At 40.8% G+C, this 21,553-nt stretch carries 20 protein-coding genes; 15 read left to right on the forward strand and 5 right to left on the reverse strand.

Annotated features, from left to right (window positions below; all coding sequences use genetic code 11):
* Positions 1 to 127 precede the first annotated feature (127 nt).
* Positions 128 to 694: a flavodoxin family protein gene (locus tag N4597_RS02475; protein ID WP_167589295.1), complete on the forward strand. Its 567-nt coding sequence runs from the start codon at positions 128 to 130 to the stop codon at positions 692 to 694.
* A 4-nt stretch (positions 695 to 698) separates the two neighbouring features.
* Positions 699 to 1,994 carry an MFS transporter gene (locus N4597_RS02480; RefSeq protein WP_260904470.1) on the forward strand — a complete coding sequence of 432 codons (1,296 nt, stop codon included), beginning with the start codon at positions 699 to 701 and terminating at the stop codon, positions 1,992 to 1,994.
* 107 nt (positions 1,995 to 2,101) lie between these two features.
* On the opposite strand, the gene N4597_RS02485 is transcribed toward N4597_RS02480, so the two are convergent.
* The gene (locus N4597_RS02485; RefSeq protein ID WP_260904471.1) at positions 2,102 to 4,075 is read right to left on the reverse strand and encodes a beta-glucoside-specific PTS transporter subunit IIABC; all 1,974 of its coding nucleotides are present in this window, start codon (positions 4,073 to 4,075) and stop codon (positions 2,102 to 2,104) included.
* Positions 4,076 to 4,485: 410 nt separating this feature from the next.
* On the opposite strand from N4597_RS02485, the gene N4597_RS02490 reads away from it, so the two are divergent.
* Positions 4,486 to 5,388, forward strand: coding sequence for a hypothetical protein (locus N4597_RS02490; protein WP_167589219.1), 903 nt, complete (start codon positions 4,486 to 4,488; stop codon positions 5,386 to 5,388).
* Between the two features lie 91 nt (positions 5,389 to 5,479).
* Here the strand turns inward: N4597_RS02490 and N4597_RS02495 are convergent, their stop codons facing one another.
* Positions 5,480 to 6,454 carry a choloylglycine hydrolase family protein gene (locus N4597_RS02495; protein WP_260904472.1) on the reverse strand — a complete coding sequence of 325 codons (975 nt, stop codon included), beginning with the start codon at positions 6,452 to 6,454 and terminating at the stop codon, positions 5,480 to 5,482.
* A 172-nt stretch (positions 6,455 to 6,626) separates the two neighbouring features.
* On the opposite strand from N4597_RS02495, the gene nusG reads away from it, so the two are divergent.
* The 11 genes from nusG (at position 6,627) to N4597_RS02550 (ending at position 17,059) form a co-directional block, all read left to right on the forward strand.
* Complete coding sequence (gene nusG, locus N4597_RS02500; RefSeq protein WP_167589293.1) at positions 6,627 to 7,178, forward strand: transcription termination/antitermination protein NusG; 552 nt, start codon at positions 6,627 to 6,629, stop codon at positions 7,176 to 7,178.
* A gap of 18 nt (positions 7,179 to 7,196) precedes the next feature.
* Positions 7,197 to 8,030, forward strand: a complete 834-nt coding sequence (locus N4597_RS02505; protein ID WP_260904473.1) for an alpha/beta hydrolase — start codon at positions 7,197 to 7,199, stop codon at positions 8,028 to 8,030.
* 59 nt (positions 8,031 to 8,089) lie between these two features.
* Positions 8,090 to 9,217 carry a PDZ domain-containing protein gene (locus N4597_RS02510; protein ID WP_260904475.1) on the forward strand — a complete coding sequence of 376 codons (1,128 nt, stop codon included), beginning with the start codon at positions 8,090 to 8,092 and terminating at the stop codon, positions 9,215 to 9,217.
* Between the two features lie 11 nt (positions 9,218 to 9,228).
* Complete coding sequence (locus N4597_RS02515) at positions 9,229 to 9,942, forward strand: response regulator transcription factor (RefSeq protein ID WP_094127798.1); 714 nt, start codon at positions 9,229 to 9,231, stop codon at positions 9,940 to 9,942.
* Entirely contained in the window at positions 9,932 to 11,311 is a 1,380-nt protein-coding gene (locus N4597_RS02520; RefSeq protein ID WP_101811983.1) for a sensor histidine kinase, read from the forward strand. The genes N4597_RS02515 and N4597_RS02520 overlap by 11 nt, the downstream gene beginning before the upstream one ends.
* An 89-nt stretch (positions 11,312 to 11,400) precedes the next feature.
* Positions 11,401 to 11,739 carry a PspC domain-containing protein gene (locus N4597_RS02525; RefSeq protein ID WP_056977141.1) on the forward strand — a complete coding sequence of 113 codons (339 nt, stop codon included), beginning with the start codon at positions 11,401 to 11,403 and terminating at the stop codon, positions 11,737 to 11,739.
* 17 nt (positions 11,740 to 11,756) lie between these two features.
* The gene (locus N4597_RS02530) at positions 11,757 to 12,101 is read left to right on the forward strand and encodes a phage holin family protein (protein ID WP_050611697.1); all 345 of its coding nucleotides are present in this window, start codon (positions 11,757 to 11,759) and stop codon (positions 12,099 to 12,101) included.
* Between the two features lie 141 nt (positions 12,102 to 12,242).
* On the forward strand, positions 12,243 to 13,175 hold the full coding sequence (gene hprK, locus N4597_RS02535; RefSeq protein ID WP_167589213.1) for an HPr(Ser) kinase/phosphatase: 933 nt from the start codon (positions 12,243 to 12,245) through the stop codon (positions 13,173 to 13,175).
* A 23-nt stretch (positions 13,176 to 13,198) separates the two neighbouring features.
* Entirely contained in the window at positions 13,199 to 14,035 is an 837-nt protein-coding gene (gene lgt / locus N4597_RS02540) for a prolipoprotein diacylglyceryl transferase (RefSeq protein ID WP_172576229.1), read from the forward strand.
* Positions 14,036 to 14,081: 46 nt separating this feature from the next.
* Entirely contained in the window at positions 14,082 to 15,008 is a 927-nt protein-coding gene (trxB, locus tag N4597_RS02545; protein ID WP_050611694.1) for a thioredoxin-disulfide reductase, read from the forward strand.
* A gap of 323 nt (positions 15,009 to 15,331) precedes the next feature.
* Complete coding sequence (locus tag N4597_RS02550; protein ID WP_089144381.1) at positions 15,332 to 17,059, forward strand: phospho-sugar mutase; 1,728 nt, start codon at positions 15,332 to 15,334, stop codon at positions 17,057 to 17,059.
* Between the two features lie 58 nt (positions 17,060 to 17,117).
* On the opposite strand, the gene N4597_RS02555 is transcribed toward N4597_RS02550, so the two are convergent.
* The 3 genes from N4597_RS02555 to N4597_RS02565 are packed head-to-tail and all read right to left on the reverse strand — an operon-like array spanning position 17,118 to position 19,384.
* Positions 17,118 to 17,792, reverse strand: a complete 675-nt coding sequence (locus N4597_RS02555) for an ABC transporter ATP-binding protein (protein ID WP_260904482.1) — start codon at positions 17,790 to 17,792, stop codon at positions 17,118 to 17,120.
* Positions 17,793 to 17,812: 20 nt separating this feature from the next.
* Positions 17,813 to 18,871: an ABC transporter permease gene (locus N4597_RS02560; protein ID WP_056977153.1), complete on the reverse strand. Its 1,059-nt coding sequence runs from the start codon at positions 18,869 to 18,871 to the stop codon at positions 17,813 to 17,815.
* Between the two features lie 3 nt (positions 18,872 to 18,874).
* Positions 18,875 to 19,384: a TetR/AcrR family transcriptional regulator gene (locus tag N4597_RS02565; protein ID WP_056977155.1), complete on the reverse strand. Its 510-nt coding sequence runs from the start codon at positions 19,382 to 19,384 to the stop codon at positions 18,875 to 18,877.
* Between the two features lie 156 nt (positions 19,385 to 19,540).
* Between N4597_RS02565 and uvrB the strand changes: the two genes are divergently transcribed.
* Positions 19,541 to 21,541, forward strand: a complete 2,001-nt coding sequence (gene uvrB, locus N4597_RS02570) for an excinuclease ABC subunit UvrB (RefSeq protein WP_089144385.1) — start codon at positions 19,541 to 19,543, stop codon at positions 21,539 to 21,541.
* Positions 21,542 to 21,553 lie beyond the last annotated feature (12 nt).

The following is a 21,553-nucleotide window of genomic DNA, read 5'->3' on the forward strand; positions in this document are numbered from 1 at the left end:
CTTGAAAAGTCCGGTATGTTGCCGGTCTTTTTGTTTACAAAATTATTAGGAGGGAGTAATGATGATTGGTAAGAAAAAATCTAGATTATTAATATTATGTGTAATTATAGTTGGGGGTGTTTTTTTGATGGTAAATAAATTGATTGTGGATAATGAAGTAGCTGCTAAAAAGGCTGATAGAACATTAATCATTTATTACTCACGGACAGGAAATACTAAAGCGGTAGCTGAAATTATCCAGCAACAAGTAGGTGGAAAATTAATTCAACTTAAAACTAAACAGGCGCGACCAACAATTTATCGCCAGGAAGTAGAACAAAATGTAGTTGAACAAGAAAATAATGTTTTACCTGAATTGGCTACTAAGATTACTGATTTTTCCAAGTATGACCGCATCTTTATTGGTGCACCCACTTGGAATATGGCCTTACCACAGGCAGTGGTTACTTTTTTAGATAGTTATGATTTTAAAGATAAAACAGTGATTCCTTTTAATACTAACGGTGGTTATGGTGCTGGCTCAACCTTTAGGCAGATAAAGACATTGGCTAAAGGGGCTAAGGTTTTGGAAGGGTACTCAGTTAAGGGGGGCGAAGAAATTTATGGTCGTAACTTGGTGATTAAAGGTAGTTATAAAACCAAGGTAAGTAATCAGGTTAAAGTTTGGTTACGAAAAATTAAACAAGCAAGGTGATTTTTTGGCAAAAGAGAGATTTGGGATGATTTTACCCATTACATTATTAGCGTATTTTTTAATTTTGATGGATAATTCAATTATCTTTACGAGTTCGGTTCAAATTGGGCAAAGTTTAGGATTAAAAGCAGCCACACTGTCATGGATTTCCAGTGCTTACACGCTGACTTTTGGTGGCTGCTTACTTTTAAGTGGGCGGTTATCTGACTTACTTGGACGTAAGAAAATCTTTTTAGTGGGGCTAACAGTTTTTGGGTTAAGTTCGCTGGTAATAAGTTTGGCAACCTCAGCTCAGTTAGTCATTGTTATGCGGGCAGTTCAAGGATTAGGTAGTTCGATTATTGCGCCAACTACATTGGCCTTAATAATGGATAACTATCACGGAAACATTAGACAACGTGCGATTTCTTATTATGGTGCCATGGCAGGTATCGGTTCGAGTGCGGGTCTATTAATTGGTGGTGGCTTAACAAGCTTATTTTCTTGGCGCTTAGGCTTTTTGATTAACGCTCCGATTACATTATTCTTGATTTGGTTGACGAGTAAATATGTAAAAAAGACTAATGGTCGCAAAGAAAAAATTGATTACGTAGGTAGTTTGTTATCAATTCTAGCTTTAGGCGGAATTATATATGGTTTTACTGAAAGAGAAATCTTATTTATAATCGGTGGATTAGTTTTATTACTAGTTTTTATTTATTTTGAAAGTAAGCTCACTAATCCATTACTACCCTTAGGTCTTTTTAACGATCGGATTCGTTTAGGTGCTTACCTTACAAGATTTTTATTTATGATGTCGATGCTTTCATTTTGGTTTTTCCTACCACAAATGATGCAAAAACAATATGGTTTTTCTCCTTTGGAAGCAGGAATTGCCTTTTTACCGCTGACAATTATCAATTTTATTGTTGCTTTGTGGGTACCGCGGTTAGTTGGAAAAATGGGAAATACTAAAGTCCTATTAAGTGGAGAAATTATTTTAGCCTTAGGTTTTATCCTAATAATCCTTGCTAATCAAGCTAATGGGTATTGGCAGGTACTTTTTATTCCGATGATGGTAATTGGGATTGGTCAAGGCTTAATCTTTGCGCCGGTAACTGCGGCCGGTATCGATAGTGCACCGTTAAAATTAGCCGGAATTGCTAGTGGAGTTACGAACACAATGCATCAACTAGGTGGGGCAGTTGGTTTAGCAATGATTGTTGCTAGCACAACTGATTTTAAAACTGAGCTCAAAATGATACTAGTTTTTACGGTCTTAGGAACAATAATGGTTATGTTGCTTATGCGTAAAAAGTAAAAAACAGCTATTTCTAAGTAATTTACTCAGAAATAGCTGTTTTTGTCATTTACTCAGTTAAGCCTTTGTTTTTTAGGCAAGGTAGGGTAGATGAGTTAGTTTAATTGCTAATTTAGCTCTAATAAGTCTTGACCAACATCAACTTGACCACTAGCGATGGCAGTTACATTATGGTAGTTTTTAGAATTGGTAATAATAACAGGTGTTGTTACTTCATAACCAGCAGCTTTGATAGCGTCTAAATCAAACTTAACTAGTGGGTCACCAGCTTTAATAGCTTGCCCTTTAGTAACTAGGGTTTCAAAACCTTTACCTTCTAGGTTAACGGTATCCATCCCAATATGAATCAATACTTCTGCACCATCGTCAGTATTTAAGCCAATTGCGTGTCCAGTTGGAAAGACTAAGGCGACATGACCATCAGCTGGAGCATATAAAGTACCTGCACTTGGTTCAATTGCTAAACCTTGTCCCATAGCACCGCTGGAGAAAACTTCATCTTTAACGTCTGTAAGAGCTAATACTTGGCCAGCTAGTGGGGAAACTAATTTAGTAGCTTGATTGTAATCAATTTTTTCTTGTTGTACTTTGACAGCATGTTCATTGATATCAGCTGCTTCACTAGCGGCTTGTGCAACGGCTTCAGCTTTACCTTTAGCAACTTCACCTTCAGGATCAACAGCATCACGACCAAAGATTAATTGGAGTGCAAGTCCAGCGACAAAGGAAACAATGATGGAGGCAAATGTCCAGTAAAGTGTGGCGTCAACACCATTTTTACCAATAACCATTGGGAAAGCAAAGATTCCAAAACCAGCCATACTGTAGGCTTTAACATTTCCTAATGCAAAGCAGACAGCACCGATGGCACCTGCGATACATGAAAGAACAAATGATTTCTTACGTGGTAAGGTAATCCCGTAAATAGCTGGTTCAGTTACCCCAAAGATACCGGAAATAAAGGCAGGGATAGCAAGGGAACGTGTTTTAGGATTTTTAGTTTGGAACATAATTCCTAAAACTACCCCAATTTGGGCGAAGCAAACGGAGACTGACAAGAGAAAGATTTGGTCGAAACCTTGAGAAGCAAGTTCTGCATAAAAGACAGCCACAAAGCCCCAGTGAACCCCAAACATAACGAATACTTGCCAAAAACCACCCATTAATAAAGCGGCTAAGATTGGGCTGAAGTTAAAGAGGGTTTGGAATAAAGCTGACAAAGCATCTGAAGCCCAACTAGCAACTGGTCCAATTACGATAAAAGTGATTGGGACAGTAATAAGTAAGGTGAAAAATGGCACCAAGAAGAGTTGAACCATTTCAGGAATTAGCTTCTTAGCTAATTTTTGTACATGTGACGCAAACCAAACCGCTAGGATAATTGGAATAACGGTTGAAGAATAGTTCATCATAATAACTGGAATCTTTAAGAAAGTTATGTGGATATCTGATTCAATAAAACTTCCTTTAAAGAGGGTCATTAAAACATTTTTGCTGTTATTAATTGCGACAATGTTAGGATAAACCATGGAAGCAGCAATCCCAACAGCGATAAATTTATCAAGGTTAAACTTCTTAGCAGCAGTTAGCGAAATGATGATTGGTAAGAAGTAAAAGAAGCCATCACCGATTGCATAAAGAATTTGGTAAGTACCGGATGATTGGGATAACCAGCCAAGTGAAACAGCAGCCGAAGTCAAACCTTTAATCATACCAGCAGCAGCTAAGGCGCCTAGGAACGGTGTGAAAATTCCGGAAATTAAATCAATAAAACGGTCAGTCAAAGACATATTTGTTTTGTCTTCGTAGTTATCATCAACTTGACCACCACCGGAAAGGCCACCTTCAGCCAATAAGGTATCATAAACTTTATCAACGTGGGTACCAATAACTACTTGGTATTGGCCACCAGCTTTAACGACGGTAACAACACCGTCGTTTGCTTTGAGAGCGTCATCGTTAGCTTTTGATTCATCCTTTAACTTAAAACGCAGACGAGTTGTACAGTGAACGACGGATGTGATGTTTTCTTTGCCACCGACATCTTTAAGAATGTCTTTAGCTAATTGTTCGTATGCCATAATAGCTTACCTCCAAATAAAATAAAAATAATAAGTGCAATCAAGAGTTTTTTGCAAAAGAAAAACCCAGAAACTCATTTAGGATACAACTACCACTAGGGTAAAAGTAAAATAAATAAGTTTCTGGGTTAATGCCTAGTCGAACTAGTAACACACCTCTTTACGGCTATTATAATACCGCTTACAGTAAACGTTGTCAATGGTATTTTTAAAAATTGTTGGAATAAATTTAAAAAAGCATAGTGGCTTGTCCAAAAGTACTGAACTCTTCTAACCTAGTGAAAATTGAAAATAATAAAGTATCTAAGATGATTATAAACTTTTTTTAAGCAATTAATAACTTGTAAATATATATATATAATGTTAAGAGAAGTTTAAGATTATATAAAGTTAATTTAAAGGAGATTTTTATGAAAAAGTATATTTTATTAGGTTTTAGTTTGTTAATAGTACTTTTTTCATTGACAGCTTGTAAAGATAAAGGTACTAAAATAAATGGTCATACTGTTTATAAAACAGAAATTACATCAATTAAAACTGATAGTGATCAAGACTGGAAAATAACTGGAACTACAGACGCTCCAGACGGGACAAAAATTTTAGCTTTTAGTAATGATAAAAGCGATTACTATAACTGGACACTTAGCTATACAGATTCTGATTGGGTTAAAGTAAAAGACGGTAAATTTAAGCTAGCAGTAGATCCTACTGAGGTTACAAATGATGATGCTTGGGATGAAGCAAATAAAGATATTAAGGTAACTATAGTAGCTGTATCAGAATATGATAAGGATGCTGATGACGAAGCACCTAAAGCTTTAGTAAAAGGTATTAGAAAGAATTTCACACCAGAGAAGTTAACTACTACAAAGAAGCAGGTTAAGTATAAAGAAAAACTTGAAGAAGACAGTGATGAAGAAGATAGTGACTCTGATAGTTCTTCATCAGAAAGCAGAGATAATGAAGACGAAGATACAGATTCATCAGTAAATACTTCGGATAAGTCGCAATACCAAAGTGTTACGTATGATCAGTTAGCTAGGACACCTGACGATTTTAAGAAAAAGCTAATTACTATTTCAGGTACAGTTTTGCAATCAATTGTTGGTGAAGATGGGACAACTGAATTAATAGTTGACACGACTGGAAATGGTGATGTTATTGAGGTTTTAGAAATGAATAAAAGTTCAGTTCGTCATTTAGAGGGTGACAGTGTTACAATTTATGGTGTTTCTGGAGGCTTGACGTCTTATGAATCGTCTGGTAGCGGTACAGTAACCGCGCCTTTGATAGGAGCTTATATTATTGAATAACGCTAGATAAATACTTTAATTTAAAAAGAAAACTATTCTTCGCATTTTTAGAAGAGTAGTTTTCTTTTTATACACTGATAACGGAATAAATTTAAAAAAGCATAGTGGCTTGCCAAGTAGATGGGAGCTGAAAAACCTTGACTGTTGGGCGGTTGAGTAAGTCTGAATTTAAACTCACCCCAAAAATTTGTGCTTGACCAACTGGTTTAAAGTAGTAGCTTAAACTTTGAGCCGAGGTAACAGTTTGATAAACCGTATAAGTAGGACGGTGGGCCTTACTTTTAGGCACGGAAACAGCGTCTAGTAGTTTAAAGGCGAGGTCCGCTGCCTCTAGCTCATTTGCTGGAACGTCAACCATTTCCTTGAGCCAAGCCGCCTTGACAAAGCGCTGGCTGGGAGTATAACCACCGCTAGGTTGCTTTTTACCGGCTTGTTTACCAGTCGTAACGTGAAAGGCACCTAAGGGACTGTTTCCAGCTAAAAATTCAGGCGTGAAGTCAAGGTAGCTGTCCATCTTAGCTAGTTGCTTTTCAAAACTAGGCATATTAGTTACGACCCCTAAAGGATTTTCAATTACCTTTAAAGGAGAGCGCGAAGGTTCAATTACAATGCTACGTCCGCTGGCGTCGCTGACAGCAAAGTGGAGTTCATCACCGCCATGTTTTAATTGGCTTTTAAGGGCCATGAGTTGAATCGTTGGTAGTTGTTTTTCTAAATCGGCAATTGATTTAAAGTTACCAAGGGTATAAAGGACAAATTCAAAGGCGGCCAACTGGATGTTAGCATCGTTTTTTTCAGTGGTTAGGCTGGTGCCGTTAGCGAAGGTTAGTTTTTGAACGCTTAGGCCCCACTCATTGATGCCATCGCTTAAGTCGATTAGGTTTTGGTCCTGGAAACCAGTTCCTACTACGGCGTACTTATTTTGGTAAGGGTGGTGGTTATAAATAGACTGCCACTGATAGTTGCGGGGCACAAAGATGGGACTAACATAAAGGTCATACCAGTCCATGGTTCGGCCTAATAGATAACTTTTGTCGGTAGCGCTTACGAAAATGCTGGTGCACATAATAAAACCTCACTTTCTTACGCTTATAAGTATGAAATAGATTGTTCAAAATGTAAAGTAACTTGGCTAGTTGCTAGCAATTCTAAAGAAGCTATGCTATAATTTGCATGTCGGAAAGCTTCACGTTGGCGAGGCTTTTTTATTTTGGAAAAAATTAAAGGAGAAAAAAACAATGGTTGAATCAAACGAAAAAAAGTGGTACGTATTGCACACCTATGCCGGTTACGAAAACAAGGTCAAAGAAAACCTTGAATCCCGGGCACAGTCAATGGGGATGGAAGAAAATATTTTTCGGGTAGTAGTGCCTGAAGAAGAAAAAGTTGAAAAGGCTAAGAACGGTAAAGAAAAAGTTGAAATGCTAAAAACTTTCCCAGGTTACGTCCTAGTTGAAATGGTAATGACTGACCAATCATGGTATGTTGTTCGTAACACGCCTGGGGTAACAGGTTTCGTTGGTTCTCATGGGGCCGGTAGTAAGCCAGCGCCTCTGTTGGATGAAGAAATTCAACACATCTTACACGAATTAGGGATGAGTAGCCGGCATGCAGATTTAGACTTAGAGGTAGGCGAGTCAATTAAGATTGTAGCCGGACCATTTACTGGTTTAGTGGGTAAGATTACCGAAATTGATACTGAAAAGATGAAATTAACAGTTGATGTAGATATGTTTGGCCGGGAAACTTCGACTGAACTTGACTACGATCAAGCAGAAAAATTAGCTTAATGAGAGGAAGCGTTGCTAATGCTAAGAAGAAAGAACCTATTGGTAGGGGGGCTTTTAGCTTTAGGAGCGCTTTTTTTGCGCAAATTTGAAGCCTGGGCCAAGCCTGATATTAGACCCCAAGTTCGGATTGGTAATCAAGTTCCGACCCTCTTTATTCATGGTTACAATGGGAACCGTTTCTCCTTTGGACCGCTGATTGAACGTTTTGGCAAATATGGTTGGGGTAAAAAGACGGCGGTGATTGTTGTTAACCCCGATGGCAGTATGAAAATTAGCGGTGACCCTAGCTTGCCAGGAGGTTTGGTTCAGGTTTTGTTTGTGAAGAATCGTTTTCCTTTAACTAAGCAAAGTGATTGGCTTTACCGCCTGACCTATGTGTTAAAACAAAATTATCACCTCAAATCCCTAAACATTGTGGCCCATTCACAGGGTGGGGTAACGGTGCTTAATTACCTTAGCGAACATGCCAACGACATTATGTTAACGCAAGTGGTAAAGGTAGTAACGCTCGGAGCACCCTTCAATGACTTTGAAACCGGCAAAACTACTAAGGTTTTAGAGCGCAATGCACCTGAGATTTTAACCCCGTTATTCAAGAAGTTAAAGAAGTCGCGTTGGCGTTATCAAAATCAAATTGAATTTCTAAACATTGCCGGTGATAAGGATGACGGGAGCTTTTCGGATGGGCAGGTCGCTTTAAGTTCGGTCTTAACCCTGGCTAATTTAATCGATGACTCGGTGAGAAACTACCAAGAGTATGTGGTTAAAGGGAAAAAGGCCGGGCATAATTACCTTTTGCGTAACCAACAGGTAGACCAAGTAATCGGGAACTTTTTATTTGACCTCAAGTAGTAGCTAAAAAACTCAGCTAATTGTTATAATGGAATAAATTACCTTAAGGGGGGAAAACTTTGTTATTTTTAAAACTAGTAGCCACTTATTTAGTGGAACCGCTCTTTTTATTAGGTCTAGTAGCTAGCTATATCTTGTATTTGACGCGGATTAAAAGGGAGCGCCACTTTTTTAGGATTGCAGTTAACCGGGATTTTTATGAACTGAGACATTTTTTAAAGCACGGACTCTTGTTAGGAATTAGTGGGTCAATTGTAACCCTAGGATTAGGTCTAACCCTAGGCTGGCAGGTGGTAGTCATTTACCAAGCATTGGCCTGCTTAGCGTTAGTAGCAGGTATTCAAGCCAACTTGGCTTTCTTAGCCCTACTGTTGACAGGGCTTTTAGCCGGGGGAGTCGCTTACCTTAATCCTAGTTGGTGGTCCTTTGATAAAATAGTTCCTAGCCAGTTAACGGGCGTCATGTTACTAGTAGTACTTTACCTGGCTTTTAAGCTCGTTTTACTAAGGGCCCAAAAGTTTGATTGGTTTTCACCCCAAATTAAGGCGGGCAAACGGGGGCGGCGGATTGCAACTTACTTTTGGCGCGAGGTAAGTGTGGTTCCACTGGTGGTATTGGTACCAGGAAGTTGGTTAAAAGTTAGCGGGGCTTGGCCAGTGCTTACAATTGGCCACCAAAGCTACAGCCTCTTTATAATGCCCTTTTTAATAGCAGTTTCGGTTAAATTAGCTAAGCAAGTGCCGACGGTGGCGTTAGGTCTATACCGTAAGCAAACCTGGCTGTTATTGGGGTTAGCCAGTGGCTTGACGGTGGTGAGCTACTTTTATCCTAGCGCCAGCCTAGTTGGTTTTGGTAGCTTAGCCTTGCTCTGGCTCTATCAGGCCTATCGCCGGAAACAAGCCGATTTGCGGGCGGATTTTTGGTATGTTGAAACCAATCAAGGCGTGCGGGTGGTAGCAGTTAAACCTAAGACCCCGGCAGCCAAAATGAGGCTAGTTCCAGGTGACATTATTATTGAATGTAATCAGCAGTTGGTTAATTCTGAAGCAGAGTTGTACCAAGCCCTCCAGGCCAACTCAGCTTACTGTAAGTTAAGGGTTAGGGGTTTTAATGGTGAATTACGGTTGGCGGAAAGCGCAATCTACGCCGGCGCCCCCCATGAGATTGGTTTGATTCTGTTTCATTAGAGGTGATTTAGTTGGTAAAGAAGATACTGGTGGTTGATGATGAACCGGCAATTGTAACGCTGTTAAAATATAATCTAGAAAATGAGGGTTATCAGGTAACGACTTGTGATAACGGGCAAGCGGCCTTTGAATTAGCCCTAGCAAACTCGTTTGACTTTATTTTGTTAGACTTGATGTTACCAGGTTTAGATGGAATCGAGGTTACTAAGCGTTTGCGGCAAGAAAAGGTGCAAACACCAATTATTATGATTACCGCCAAAAATAGTGAGTATGATAAGATTATCGGACTTGAACTAGGGGCGGATGATTACCTCACCAAGCCATTTTCTCCGCGGGAGGTTATTGCTCGCCTAAAAGCGATTAGTCGGCGCTTACCAGCCCAAGAAGCTGGGCAGCTCAAAGTAGAAAAAGAGCGGTATCACTTTGCTGACTTTACGGTTGATTTAGCCAACGTAGCGGTTGTGGTTCACGGGCGGAAGGTGAAGTTAACACCTAAAGAATTTGAATTGCTAGCTTATTTTGTCAAGCGCCCTAACCGGGTCTTGAGTAGGGATAAGCTATTAAGTGGGGTTTGGGGTTATGATTACGCAGGCCAAACCCGGTTAGTCGATATGCACGTCAGCCACCTGCGTGAAAAAATTGAGCCCAACCCTAAGCAGCCTCAATACATTCAAACCATTAGGGGCTTTGGCTATCGTTTTACGGGAGAAGTAAATGAAACTTAAAAATTATGTTTTACTGTATTGCTTAACCTGTTTGGGCTTAGTTGTTAGTGTGATTGGCTACGACTGGTATGAGGGGAGCAATTTTGACAGTCAGTGGCACAGTTTAGGCCTCTATAGTTTAGTAGTCAGTTTTGTTTTAACCAGCCTTTATTTTGGCTATGATTTATGGCAGCAAAAAAGGCAGGCGGCTGAAATCAAGTTACTAAATGATAAATTAGTCGACTTGTTAAAAGAGGGCGCCTATCATCATGTTATTTTAAAGCCGAGTGATCCTTATTATCAGTTAGCTCAGTCAATTAATGCTATTCAAAGCAAACAAAAACGGTTTGTAAAAAATTTTGTCCGCCAACAAAGGGGTTACTTCAGCTTGTTAGAGTATCTAACCAGTGGGGTAATGTTAATTGACCAAGATAATTTGATTTATACGGCCAATCACGCCTTAAATGAAATTTTTGCAAAGGATTTGAATCAAAAACAATCCCCTTACTACTATGTCTTAGACAACTTTGAATTAATTCAGTTAATCGAGCAGGCCATCCGGACAAAAAGTGACCAGGCTAAAGAAATCAAGCACCACCAAGATGGAGAAAAACTGTTAGCGGTGCAAGTTCGCTATATTCCGTTAAGCAAACATCACTTTTTGATAATGTGCTTGGTGGATGATGTTACCCAAAAACGCAAGTTAGAGCAGCAACAAAAGGACTTTTTAGCTAACTTAAGTCATGAATTAAAAACCCCGATTACTTCAATTAGTGGCTTTAGCGAGACCTTGTTAGCAGGGGCGCTAAGCGATCAAACGGTTAGCCGGCAGTTTGTGGAGATTATCCACCGTGAAAGTAAGGAGTTAGCCGAACTAATCGAGGATGGCCTATCTCTAGCCAGAATTGAAGACGACCGGGCCTTAAATCTAACCAGCTTTAACCTCTATGCTTTTTGTAACGCCAGTTTAGATTCTTTCACTAAGCTAATTTTTGAAAAGCAGATTAAGGTTAAGTTAGAGGTGGAACCTGACTTAGAAATTGTCTGTGATCAGCGTAAGTTACGACACATTCTAAATAACTTACTCCAAAATGGCTTACGGTATAACCGGCCTGAGGGAAAATTAACCATTAAGGCGAACTTGTTAGCCAATGAGTGGCAATTAATTGTTAGTGACACGGGAATCGGGATTGAAAAAGCCGAACAGAAGCGGATTTTTGAACGGTTTTATCGGGTTGACCAGTCACGGACAAAGGCGATAGCAGGAACTGGCCTAGGGTTAGCGGTTGTCAAGGAGTATGTCGAGCTACTTTCGGGAGATATTAGTTTGGTAAGTAAGCCTAATGAGGGGAGTACCTTTACCGTAACCCTCCCGCGTTTTGAACTTTAAAAAACTCTAAACTTGAGTCAAAATCTTGGTAACAAGGGCTCAAAGTAGGTAGAATTAAGTTAAGAATAGTAAATGTGGGAGGAAGTTTAATGGCTAAGAAATTGTATCGGTCTCATAACCGCTTGATTGCCGGTGTTTGTGCCGGGCTAGCCGAGTATTTTAACATAAAAGTTAAGACGGTCCGGTTAAGTTTTGTAGCAGCTACGTTAATTTGTGGGATATTACCCCACCTTTCAGTAGTGCCGGTGGGAATTTATATCATCTTGGCGTTGGTGATGCCATTGAATCCGCAGCAAGAGCAGTTTTCATATTTTGATTTATTCAAATTATTTACTGGTCAGACTGCTAAACCAAACCAGACAAACTCTGAGTACACTAAGTCTGGGCGAAAAATTATTAAAGATGCACGGGAACGTGACATCCATTAACTAGAGGAGGAATTATTTTGGGATTTTGGCAAAGGGCAGCCGTTAATGCGTTAACTTTCATTGCCTTAGCAGGCTTTTTTCCGGAAATTTTTCATGTTGGGTCAATTTGGATGGCCTTTGTAGCTGCAGTAGTTTTAGGGGTTTTAAATATGTTTGTGAAGCCATTTTTGGTATTAATCTCGCTTCCAATTACCTTTCTAACCTTAGGCTTCTTTTACTGGGTAATTAATGCCTTGATGTTAGAAATGACATCGACTTTTGTTGGGAATGCCTTTGAGTTTGCCAACTTTAGTTCGGCCTTAATCGTCGCTTTGATTTTAAGCGTGGTAAACTTGATTATTACCAACTATTTGGCTCGGTAAGAACTTAGCGTTTAGATAGTTTTTCACGACTGAGGTTGCGAGAAACTATTTTTTTTATAGCGAAATCCTTTTAGTTGGTGGTAAACCGGTTACAAAATGGTAAAATAAGATTATCGTAGTTAAATACGGGGAGTGATTAATGTGAATAAAGTAAGTGTAGCTGAATTGGTAGATGCTAATGGTTTAATTGTTTATTCGGGAGGAACGTATCTAAAAGAACGGTTTATCACCACCAGTGATATTTCACGTCCGGGCCTGGAATTAACCGGCTATTTCGATTATTATCCTGAAGAACGGGTGCAATTAATGGGAATGACCGAGATTTCTTACGCCCATAAGATGGAGCCGGACGCCAGAAAGAAAATTATGGAGCGGATGTGTGGCGAAAATACCCCTTGTTTTGTGATTTCCCGCTACCTATCGGTTCCTGAAGAAATGGAACAAGCGGCTAAAGAGCACCAGATTCCGATTTTGCGGTCAAAATTGCCAACCACTAGGTTGTCATCCAAATTAACCGACTACTTAGAAAGTAAGTTGGCTGAAAGAAAATCCTTGCACGGGGTTTTAGTCGATATTTATGGACTAGGGGTCTTAATCACTGGTGACTCAGGAGTTGGTAAGTCAGAAACAGCCCTGGACTTAATTAAGCGGGGCCACCGGTTAATTGCCGATGACCGGGTAGAAGTCTATCAACAAGATGAGCAAACTATTATTGGGGAAGCACCTAAGATTTTACAGCACCTCTTAGAAATTAGGGGGGTTGGCATTATTGATGTCATGAACCTCTTTGGGGCGGGGGCTGTGCGGACTTCTACCGATATTTCTTTGATTGTTCACCTTGAAAACTGGAGCAAGGATAAGCAATTCGATCGTTTAGGTAGTGGCGAACAATCAGTCCAAATTTTTGACGTGGCAATTCCTAAGATTACCATTCCAGTTAAGGTAGGGCGGAATATGGCCATTATTATTGAGGCAGCTGCGATGAATTACCGGGCTAAGACAATGGGGTATGACGCTACCAAGGCCTTTGAACGCAACCTTAATAGTTTGATTCAAGAAAATTCACAAGACTAACAAGAAAAGAGAGAAGAGCAGCGATGTTAAGTGCTATTAATCCAATCGCACTGAAATTAGGTCCCCTGTCAGTTCACTGGTATGGGGTGATTATTGCAAGTGCGGTGATCATAGCGGTTACCTTAGCGGTGATTGAAGGTAAAAAACGGGGTTTAGTAGAAGATGATTTTTATGATTTCTTGCTTTGGGCGCTACCGGTAGCTTTGATAACCGCTAGAAGTTACTATGTTATTTTTCAGTGGCCTTATTATGCCAGCCATCCCAGTGAAATTTATCGTATTTGGGATGGAGGAATTGCCATCTACGGGGCTTTAATCGGAGCCTTAATTGTCCTAATCATTTTTTGCCGGCAAAAGCAGATTTCCGCCTGGTTATTTTTGGATGTGATTGCCCCCACGGTAATTTTGGCTCAAGGTATCGGCCGCTGGGGTAACTTTATTAACCAAGAAGCCCACGGTGGGGTAACTAGCTTAAGTTTTTTACACCAGTTACATTTGCCAGCCTTTATTATTAACCAAATGTATATTAACGGAAATTACTACCAACCAACCTTTTTATATGAGTCACTGTGGGATGTGTTAGGCTTTTTAATTTTAATTAGTCTCCGCCATCGGCAAGGACTCTTTAAGCAAGGAGAAGTGTTTTTAAGCTACGTTTTATGGTATTCCTTTGGCCGCTTCTTTATTGAAGGAATGCGGACGGATAGTTTAATGCTGGGAGGATTACGTGTTTCGCAGTGGTTATCAGTGGTTCTCTTTATAGTTGCTTTAGGAATTTGGGCTTACCGGCGCTACTATAATCCACTTAATGCGTGGTATGTAGACGGTAGTAAGCAAGATACTTTACAAAAAAATAAATAATGTTATACTAACAAAAAGTAAGTAATTAGATTTGAAAGGTGATAACATGGCAAAAGAATATGATGTAATCGTAATTGGTGCAGGCCCTGGGGGAATGACGGCTGCCCTATACGCTTCCCGAGCTAACCTTAAGGTTTTAATGCTAGATCGGGGAATTTATGGTGGGCAGATGAACAATACCGCGGAAGTTGAAAACTATCCTGGTTACAAGTCAATTCTTGGTCCTGATTTGGCGGAAAAAATGTATGAAAGTACCATTCAATTTGGGGCTGAATACGCTTATGGTAACGTTGAAAGCGTCGAATTAGTAGCTGATAATTTGAAGCTGGTTAAGACTGATAGTGATGAATACCAGGCACCGGTTGTAATTATTGCAACTGGTTCGCAGCACAGAAAATTAGGTGTTCCCGGCGAAGAAGAGTATGGTGGCCGGGGGGTATCATACTGCGCCGTTTGTGACGGGGCCTTCTTTAGGGATAAGAAAGTAGCAGTCGTTGGCGGTGGTGATTCAGCAATTGAAGAAGGAATTTACCTTACTCAATTAGCCCAAAACGTGAATGTTATCCACAGACGTGACCAACTCCGGGCGCAAGCAATCATCCAACAACGGGCTTTTGCCAACGATAAGATGACCTTTACTTGGGATACCGTTGTCAAAGAAATTAAGGGTGACGGTCAAAAGGTAACCGGCTTATTAGTTCACAACAAAAAAACTGGTGAAGATAGCGAAATCGAAGCTAGTGGGGTCTTTATTTACGTTGGGATTGAACCAATGACAGAGGCTTTCCAAAATCTAGGGATTACCGATGAAGCGGGTTGGATTGAAACCAACGACCGGATGGAAACGAAGATTCCTGGAATTTACGCTTTAGGTGACGTTAGAAAGAAAAACTTACGCCAAATTACAACTGCCGTTGGTGATGGCGGAATTGCCGGGCAAGAAGCCTTTAACTACCTGCAAACAATTAAATAATTACCAAGCCCCCAGCAAAAAAGTTTTGATTGGCCTTTTGCTGGGGGCTAATTATTTGACTGGCTGGTAACTGATGTAAGCCTAGGCTGACAATTAAGTTCGTAAGAAAAGAATGAAAACTTTAACTAATTTCATTTCCAATTTTGTTTTCAAAGCCCGCAACTAAATAAATATGCTATAATGTAAACGGATATATGATGGTTACGTTTTAGTATTTAGCTTAATCAAGCGCGGTTAGTTGATGGAGTTAAATATTGAACTGATTAGTTGTATCCAGTAGACGGATATTACTTTAGGTAATAGTTAAATTAGGGAGTGATTTCATGAGTTGGAAAGAAACTTATAACACTTGGAAAGATTATGCAGATTTAGATGCTGAGTTAAAGGATGAACTAGCTAATTTAGCTGGTAATGACGCAGCGTTAGAAGATGCCTTTTACACCCCAATGGAATTTGGGACTGCTGGAATGCGTGGCCTTCTAGGTGCCGGAATTAACCGCATGAATATTTACACTGTTCGCCAAGCAACTGCTGGGTTAGCAGCCTTCATGTTGACTTTAGATGAAGCTACTAGAAATCGTGGGGTCGCAATCAGCTATGATTCACGGCACCATTCACAAGACTTTGCCTTTGAAGCTGCTAGGGTTTTAGGGGCACAAGGGATTCCAACCTTTGTATTTGAAAGCTTACGTCCTACCCCAGAACTTTCCTTTACGGTTAGACATTTGCATACATACGCCGGGATTATGATTACTGCTAGTCATAACCCAAAGGAATATAATGGTTACAAGATTTATGGGGAAGATGGCGCCCAAATGCCACCAAAAGAATCAGACTTGATTACAAAGTACATCCGGGAAGTGGACGACTTATTTGCAATTAAGGTTGCTTCCAAGGAAGAATTAATTGACGCCGGTGTCTTGAAGGTTATCGGGGCCGAAGTTGACCAAGACTACTTAGACCAAGTCAAGACTGTAACGATTAACAAGGAATTAGTGGCTGAAGAAGGCAAGACGATGAAGTTAATCTTTAGCCCATTACACGGAACTGGGGCAATGCTAGGGGAAAAGGCTTTGCGTCAAGCAGGTTTTGAAAACTTCACGATGGTGCCTGAACAATCCAAGCCAGATCCAGACTTCACCACCGTTAAGAAACCTAACCCAGAAGACCCAGCCGCCTTTAATTTGGCAATTGAATTGGGTAAGAAAGAAGGGGCTGATCTCCTAGTAGCAGTTGACCCTGATGCCGACCGGTTAGGGGCAGCTGTTCGGCAACCAAATGGTGACTACCAACTCTTGACCGGTAACCAAATTGCAGCCGTAATGTTAAACTACATTTTAACTGCACACAAGGAAGCCGGTAGTTTACCAGCTAACGCAGCCGCTGTTAAGTCAATCGTTTCTAGTGAATTTGCAACCAAGGTGGCTGCTAGCTACGGAGTAGAAATGATTAACGTGTTAACAGGCTTCAAGTTTATCGCCGAACAAATCAAGCACTTTGAAGATACCAATGAACATACTTTCATGATGGGCTTTGAAGAAAGTTACGGTTACTTAGTACGGCCATTCGTTCGCGATAAGGATGCAATTCAATCACTAGTAATGTTGGCTGAAGTGGCTGCTTACTACAAGAAACAAGGCAAGAACCTCTACGATGGTTTGCAAGAACTATTTGAAAAGCATGGTTACTATGCTGAAAAGACCATTTCTCTAACATTTGATGGGGTTGAAGGGGCTAAAGAAATTGCTGATTTGATGACTAAGTTCAGAAACGATGCTCCTAGTGAATTTGCCGGCTACGAAGTGGCTGCCTTGGAAGACTTTGCTAAGTCAGAAAAACGTTTGGCAGACGGAACGGTTACAAAGATTGACCTGCCAACTTCAAACGTATTGAAATACATCTTAGCAGATGGAACTTGGATTGCAGTACGCCCATCAGGGACAGAACCAAAGATTAAGTTCTATATTGGGACCCAAGCAGATAGCTTGGCTAAGGCGGAAGAAAAACGAGCTGCCTTTGAAGATGCAATCACTGCCTTTGTTAAAGGTTAAGAACTGAACTAAATTAAAAGGATGCACAGATGAATCGTTCATTTGTGCATCCTTTTTGCTAGGCTTCTTTAGTTAAAATCCCATCAGTGATTTGGTAGATGGAGTCGGCATGCTTACGCAACCTAAGGTCATGTGTAACCACGATTACAGCCTTATTTTCTTTTTGAGCTAAGTCATGAAGCATTAAGCCAACTTCCTCAACCCGGTGACTATCCAAAGCGGCGGTAGGCTCATCAGCCAGGATAATTTCAGGGTTAGTGTAGAGGGCCCGGGCGATAGCCACCCGTTGGGTTTGCCCCCCTGATAGGTTAGCAGGATACTTATCCACTAAGTCGGCAATTTCTAGTTTGGCTAGCAAGGCATTGAGTTTAGCGGAAGAGAGGTTATTATTTTTCTTAATCCGGCTAACGAAGTTAAATTGATCTTTGACCTTTAAGTAAGGAACTAAGTTGTAAGCTTGAAGTACAAAACCAATTTTTTCAAGTCTAATCTTTTCTTTTTGACGTGAGGAGAGTTGGGCTAAATCAAGTCCATTCAGTTTGACTTGGCCACTGCTAGGAGTTTGCAAATTGCCAAGAATCGTCAAAAAGGTACTTTTACCAGAACCGGATGGACCCAAAATTAAAATAAGTTGCCCTTTATCTGCTTTGAAATTGACGTTTTTTAAAGCAGTGACTTGACCTAAACCAGTCCCAAAAGTTTTACTGATATTTATTAGTTCAATAGTTGCCATAACTTTTTCCTTTCTATTGTTTAACTGTTAATAACTGTGACGGGGTCGACTTTTAAGATGGTTCTAACGGGCAGTAAACTTCCAAGTAGGCTAGCAAATAAGAGGCCTGCCGCCACTAAGCCAAGCGCGACTGGGTCAAAGAAAATCGGGGCCGCCTTGGGGATGAATAGTGCACTTAACCAGGTTAAGAGTCCGCCTAAAATGGTCCCGCTTAAAGCCAGTAGCATAGCCTGGATGATGGTAGTTGCTACTAAGGTTTTAGCCGGAATTCCTTGCGCTCGTAAAACAGCGTAGTTAGGTAGCTTTTGAATGGTAATAATGTATAAGAATACTGCAATTATAATTAAAGAAATTACCAGCAAAAAGCCAATCATTAAGGCGAAGGTGAGGTTTTGGGCGCTATAACCAGGCAATTTATTGATTAGCTGGGTGACCGAGTAGGTCTTGAGATTGGTTGCCTTAAAATGCAACTTTTCTTTGCTTAAAAGGGCGCTAGCTGTGAAGTTGGGGCCAACGTTTTTAAGGTTTTGCCAAGCCGTTAACTGGCCATAAGCGACTGGGGCGACATTGTATTGATGATTTTTAACGAAACCAACAATTTTAAATTTATCCTTGAGAGAATTGAGGGTGACCGTATCGTTTAAGTGGTAGCCACTATTTTTGAAGTTTTCATCGACTACTAACTGGTGTGAGTTAGTGGGCATTTTACCGGCGGTTAATTTAAGGTTGCGGTAGATGAACTGCTGGGGCTTTAAGCCGATAAAACTAGCACCAACGTTGGCGTGGTGAGGCTTTTTTACAACAATGGAAGCCTGCCCGATTAAAGCGGTGTGGGCATTTTGCGGGAGGGTGGCAACCATTTCCTTGGTCAATAAGGATTGGTTTAAGTTAACATTGGCATCTTGATTGAGGACAATTTGCTTGAAGTGCCAGTTATTGATGGCATTAGTGTTTTGATTAGCTAAGCCAAAGGCCAGGCCAGTCAAAATGAAAATCAGGTAGCTGATGAGTAAAAACATAACGACAATCAAGCTATACCGTAGTTTTTCGTATCGAAACTCTTTGAGGGCTAAAAACATAAGCTAGACTCCTTTCAAAAAAGTGGTTAATGCTTCCTCTAGCCGCGCAAGGTATAACTCCTGGTGCTCTGGCTCAAGTAAGCAGGCAAAAATAGCTTCGTGACAGAGGGTAGCAACCGCCCAGTCCTTTGAAGCTAACTGCTTCATTGGAGAATGCAGTCTAAGAAAATAATCGTTTTGGGTAACGCTTAGACGGATGAAGTCGTAGTAAGGACTATTTTTCGTTCCGCTTAAGAAGTTTGTGATTAGTAAGATGTAGTCCTTAGCGGTCAGTGCCTTACTGAAATTAAGGTCTTGGTGAATATCTGCTAGCGCTAACTGATATAGATATTGGTAGGCATCAGTTAGGTCAGTAAAATATTTATAAAAGGCTCCGCGGGCAATTTGCGCTTGCTTAATGATTGGGGCGACTTGGGCAGTTGCCAAGGGAACGCGCGAAAATTCGTGCAATAGCGCCTGGGTGATGCGGGCCTGTTTTTCGGCGGGTAGGTTAAGAAAGGTGCTTTTTACCATGAACATAACTCCTTTGGTGACATCGTGTCACTTGATAGTTACAAGTATAACTTCAAAGTGACACGCTGTCAACTTAGAAAAGACAAATTAGCTGTGAAAATACGTTCGGTGTGGTATGATTATAAGGGATTTTAAGCTAGAAATGAGGGGTAAAGAGTGATTGAAAGACAAGCAGACCGAAAATTTGAATTAGTCTCGGATTACCAGCCAACAGGTGATCAGCCAGAAGCCATTGAAGAATTGACCGCCGGGCTTAAGGCTGGTAAAAAAGCCCAAATTTTGCTAGGGGCAACGGGAACGGGAAAAACCTTTACCATTTCAAATGTAATTAAAAATGTTAACAAACCAACCTTGGTATTAGCACATAACAAGACCTTAGCAGGGCAGTTATACGGAGAATTTAAGGAATTCTTCCCCAATAATGCGGTGGAATACTTTGTTTCCTACTACGATTACTATCAACCCGAAGCCTACGTACCTTCTAGTGATACTTACATTGAAAAGGATTCAAGTATTAATGATGAGATTGATAAGTTACGACACTCGGCTACTAGTTCCCTCTTAGAGCGAAATGACGTCATCGTGGTGGCGTCCGTTTCGTCAATTTTTGGGTTAGGGGATCCGACCGAATACCGGGAACACACCCTTTCCCTGCGAGTGGGGCAAGAATTGAGTCGGGACAAGTTGTTGCGCTCCTTGGTTGACATTCAGTTTGAGCGTAATGACATTGACTTTCAACGGGGTCGCTTTCGGGTAAGAGGCGATGTAGTGGAAATCTTCCCGGCCTCACGTGATGATAAGGCTTTGCGGGTCGAATTTTTTGGAGATGAAATTGACCGGATTCGTGAAGTCGATCCCTTAACGGGGGAAGTTTATGGTCAAAGAGAACACGTAGCTATTTTCCCTGCCACCCACTTTATGACTAATGAAGACCGGTTGAAGGTGGCAATTGATGGAATTGAAAGTGAATTAACTGAGCGAGTAGCAGAGCTAACTGCAGAAGAAAAACTTTTAGAAGCTCAGCGCTTAAAGCAAAGAACTACTTACGACATTGAAATGCTCCGGGAAATGGGATATTGCTCGGGAATTGAGAACTACTCACGGCACATGGATGGCAGACGGCCAGGTCAGCCACCCTATACCTTGTTAGACTTCTTTCCCAAAGATTTCTTAATCGTAGTAGACGAATCCCACGTGACTATGCCCCAAGTGCGTGGAATGTATAATGGGGACCGCTCACGTAAGCAAATGTTAGTCGATTATGGCTTTAGACTACCATCGGCCTTAGATAATCGGCCCTTACAGTTAAGTGAGTTTGAAAAGCACGTTAACCAAATTATTTATATGTCGGCTACTCCTGGTCCTTATGAGATGGAACAAACCGCTACGGTGGTTCAACAGATTATTCGGCCAACTGGCTTGCTTGATCCTACTATTGATGTTAGACCAAGTATGGGGCAGATGGATGATTTGGTAGCCGAAATTCAAAAGCGCATCGAAGCCGATGAGCGGGTCTTTGTAACGACCTTAACTAAAAAGATGGCAGAAGATTTAACCGACTACTTCAAGGAGTTAAGCATCAAGGTCCGCTACCTTCACTCAGACATTAAAACCTTAGAAAGAACCCGCTTAATCAGGGATTTACGCCTAGGAAAATTTGATGTCTTAGTGGGAATTAACCTTTTACGGGAAGGAATTGATGTGCCGGAGGTCTCCTTAATTGCGATTTTAGATGCGGATAAGGAAGGCTTCTTACGCAATGAACGTTCCTTAATTCAAACAATCGGGCGGGCTGCCCGCAATGCGCATGGACACGTGATTATGTACGCAGACAATATCACTGAGTCGATGCAAAAAGCGATTGCTGAAACCAAACGGCGGCGGTCAATTCAAGAGGCTTACAACGAAGCCCACCATATTGTTCCTAAGACAATTAAAAAGGAAATTCGGGCTAATATTTCTGCTTCGGAAAAGGTGGCAGCTAAGTCTAAGGAAGCTGAACTTGACCTAGACTTTGTTGATATGAACAAGAAGGATCAACAGGCATTAATCGCCAGCTTAGAGGCCCAAATGAAGCAAGCTGCCAAGCAGTTAGACTTTGAAGAGGCTGCTACTTTACGTGATACAATTTTAGAGTTAAAAGCACAACTTGATTAAGCGAAGAGAGGG

This window comes from Ligilactobacillus agilis, assembly GCF_025311475.1.
GTDB lineage: Bacteria > Bacillota > Bacilli > Lactobacillales > Lactobacillaceae > Ligilactobacillus > Ligilactobacillus agilis.

Excerpts from the sequence above, each read along its gene's own strand:
- nusG (WP_167589293.1), top strand. The coding sequence starts at position 6,627 with ATGGTTGAATCAAACGAAAAAAAGTGGTACGTATTGCACACCTATGCC.
- N4597_RS02555 (WP_260904482.1), bottom strand. The coding sequence starts at position 17,792 with ATGGCAACTATTGAACTAATAAATATCAGTAAAACTTTTGGGACTGGT.
- trxB (WP_050611694.1), top strand. The coding sequence starts at position 14,082 with ATGGCAAAAGAATATGATGTAATCGTAATTGGTGCAGGCCCTGGGGGA.
- N4597_RS02505 (WP_260904473.1), top strand. The coding sequence starts at position 7,197 with ATGCTAAGAAGAAAGAACCTATTGGTAGGGGGGCTTTTAGCTTTAGGA.
- N4597_RS02525 (WP_056977141.1), top strand. The coding sequence starts at position 11,401 with ATGGCTAAGAAATTGTATCGGTCTCATAACCGCTTGATTGCCGGTGTT.
- N4597_RS02550 (WP_089144381.1), top strand. The coding sequence starts at position 15,332 with ATGAGTTGGAAAGAAACTTATAACACTTGGAAAGATTATGCAGATTTA.
- N4597_RS02485 (WP_260904471.1), bottom strand. The coding sequence starts at position 4,075 with ATGGCATACGAACAATTAGCTAAAGACATTCTTAAAGATGTCGGTGGC.
- N4597_RS02565 (WP_056977155.1), bottom strand. The coding sequence starts at position 19,384 with ATGGTAAAAAGCACCTTTCTTAACCTACCCGCCGAAAAACAGGCCCGC.
- N4597_RS02475 (WP_167589295.1), top strand. The coding sequence starts at position 128 with ATGGTAAATAAATTGATTGTGGATAATGAAGTAGCTGCTAAAAAGGCT.
- lgt (WP_172576229.1), top strand. The coding sequence starts at position 13,199 with ATGTTAAGTGCTATTAATCCAATCGCACTGAAATTAGGTCCCCTGTCA.
- N4597_RS02560 (WP_056977153.1), bottom strand. The coding sequence starts at position 18,871 with ATGTTTTTAGCCCTCAAAGAGTTTCGATACGAAAAACTACGGTATAGC.
- N4597_RS02520 (WP_101811983.1), top strand. The coding sequence starts at position 9,932 with ATGAAACTTAAAAATTATGTTTTACTGTATTGCTTAACCTGTTTGGGC.
- N4597_RS02495 (WP_260904472.1), bottom strand. The coding sequence starts at position 6,454 with ATGTGCACCAGCATTTTCGTAAGCGCTACCGACAAAAGTTATCTATTA.
- N4597_RS02490 (WP_167589219.1), top strand. The coding sequence starts at position 4,486 with ATGAAAAAGTATATTTTATTAGGTTTTAGTTTGTTAATAGTACTTTTT.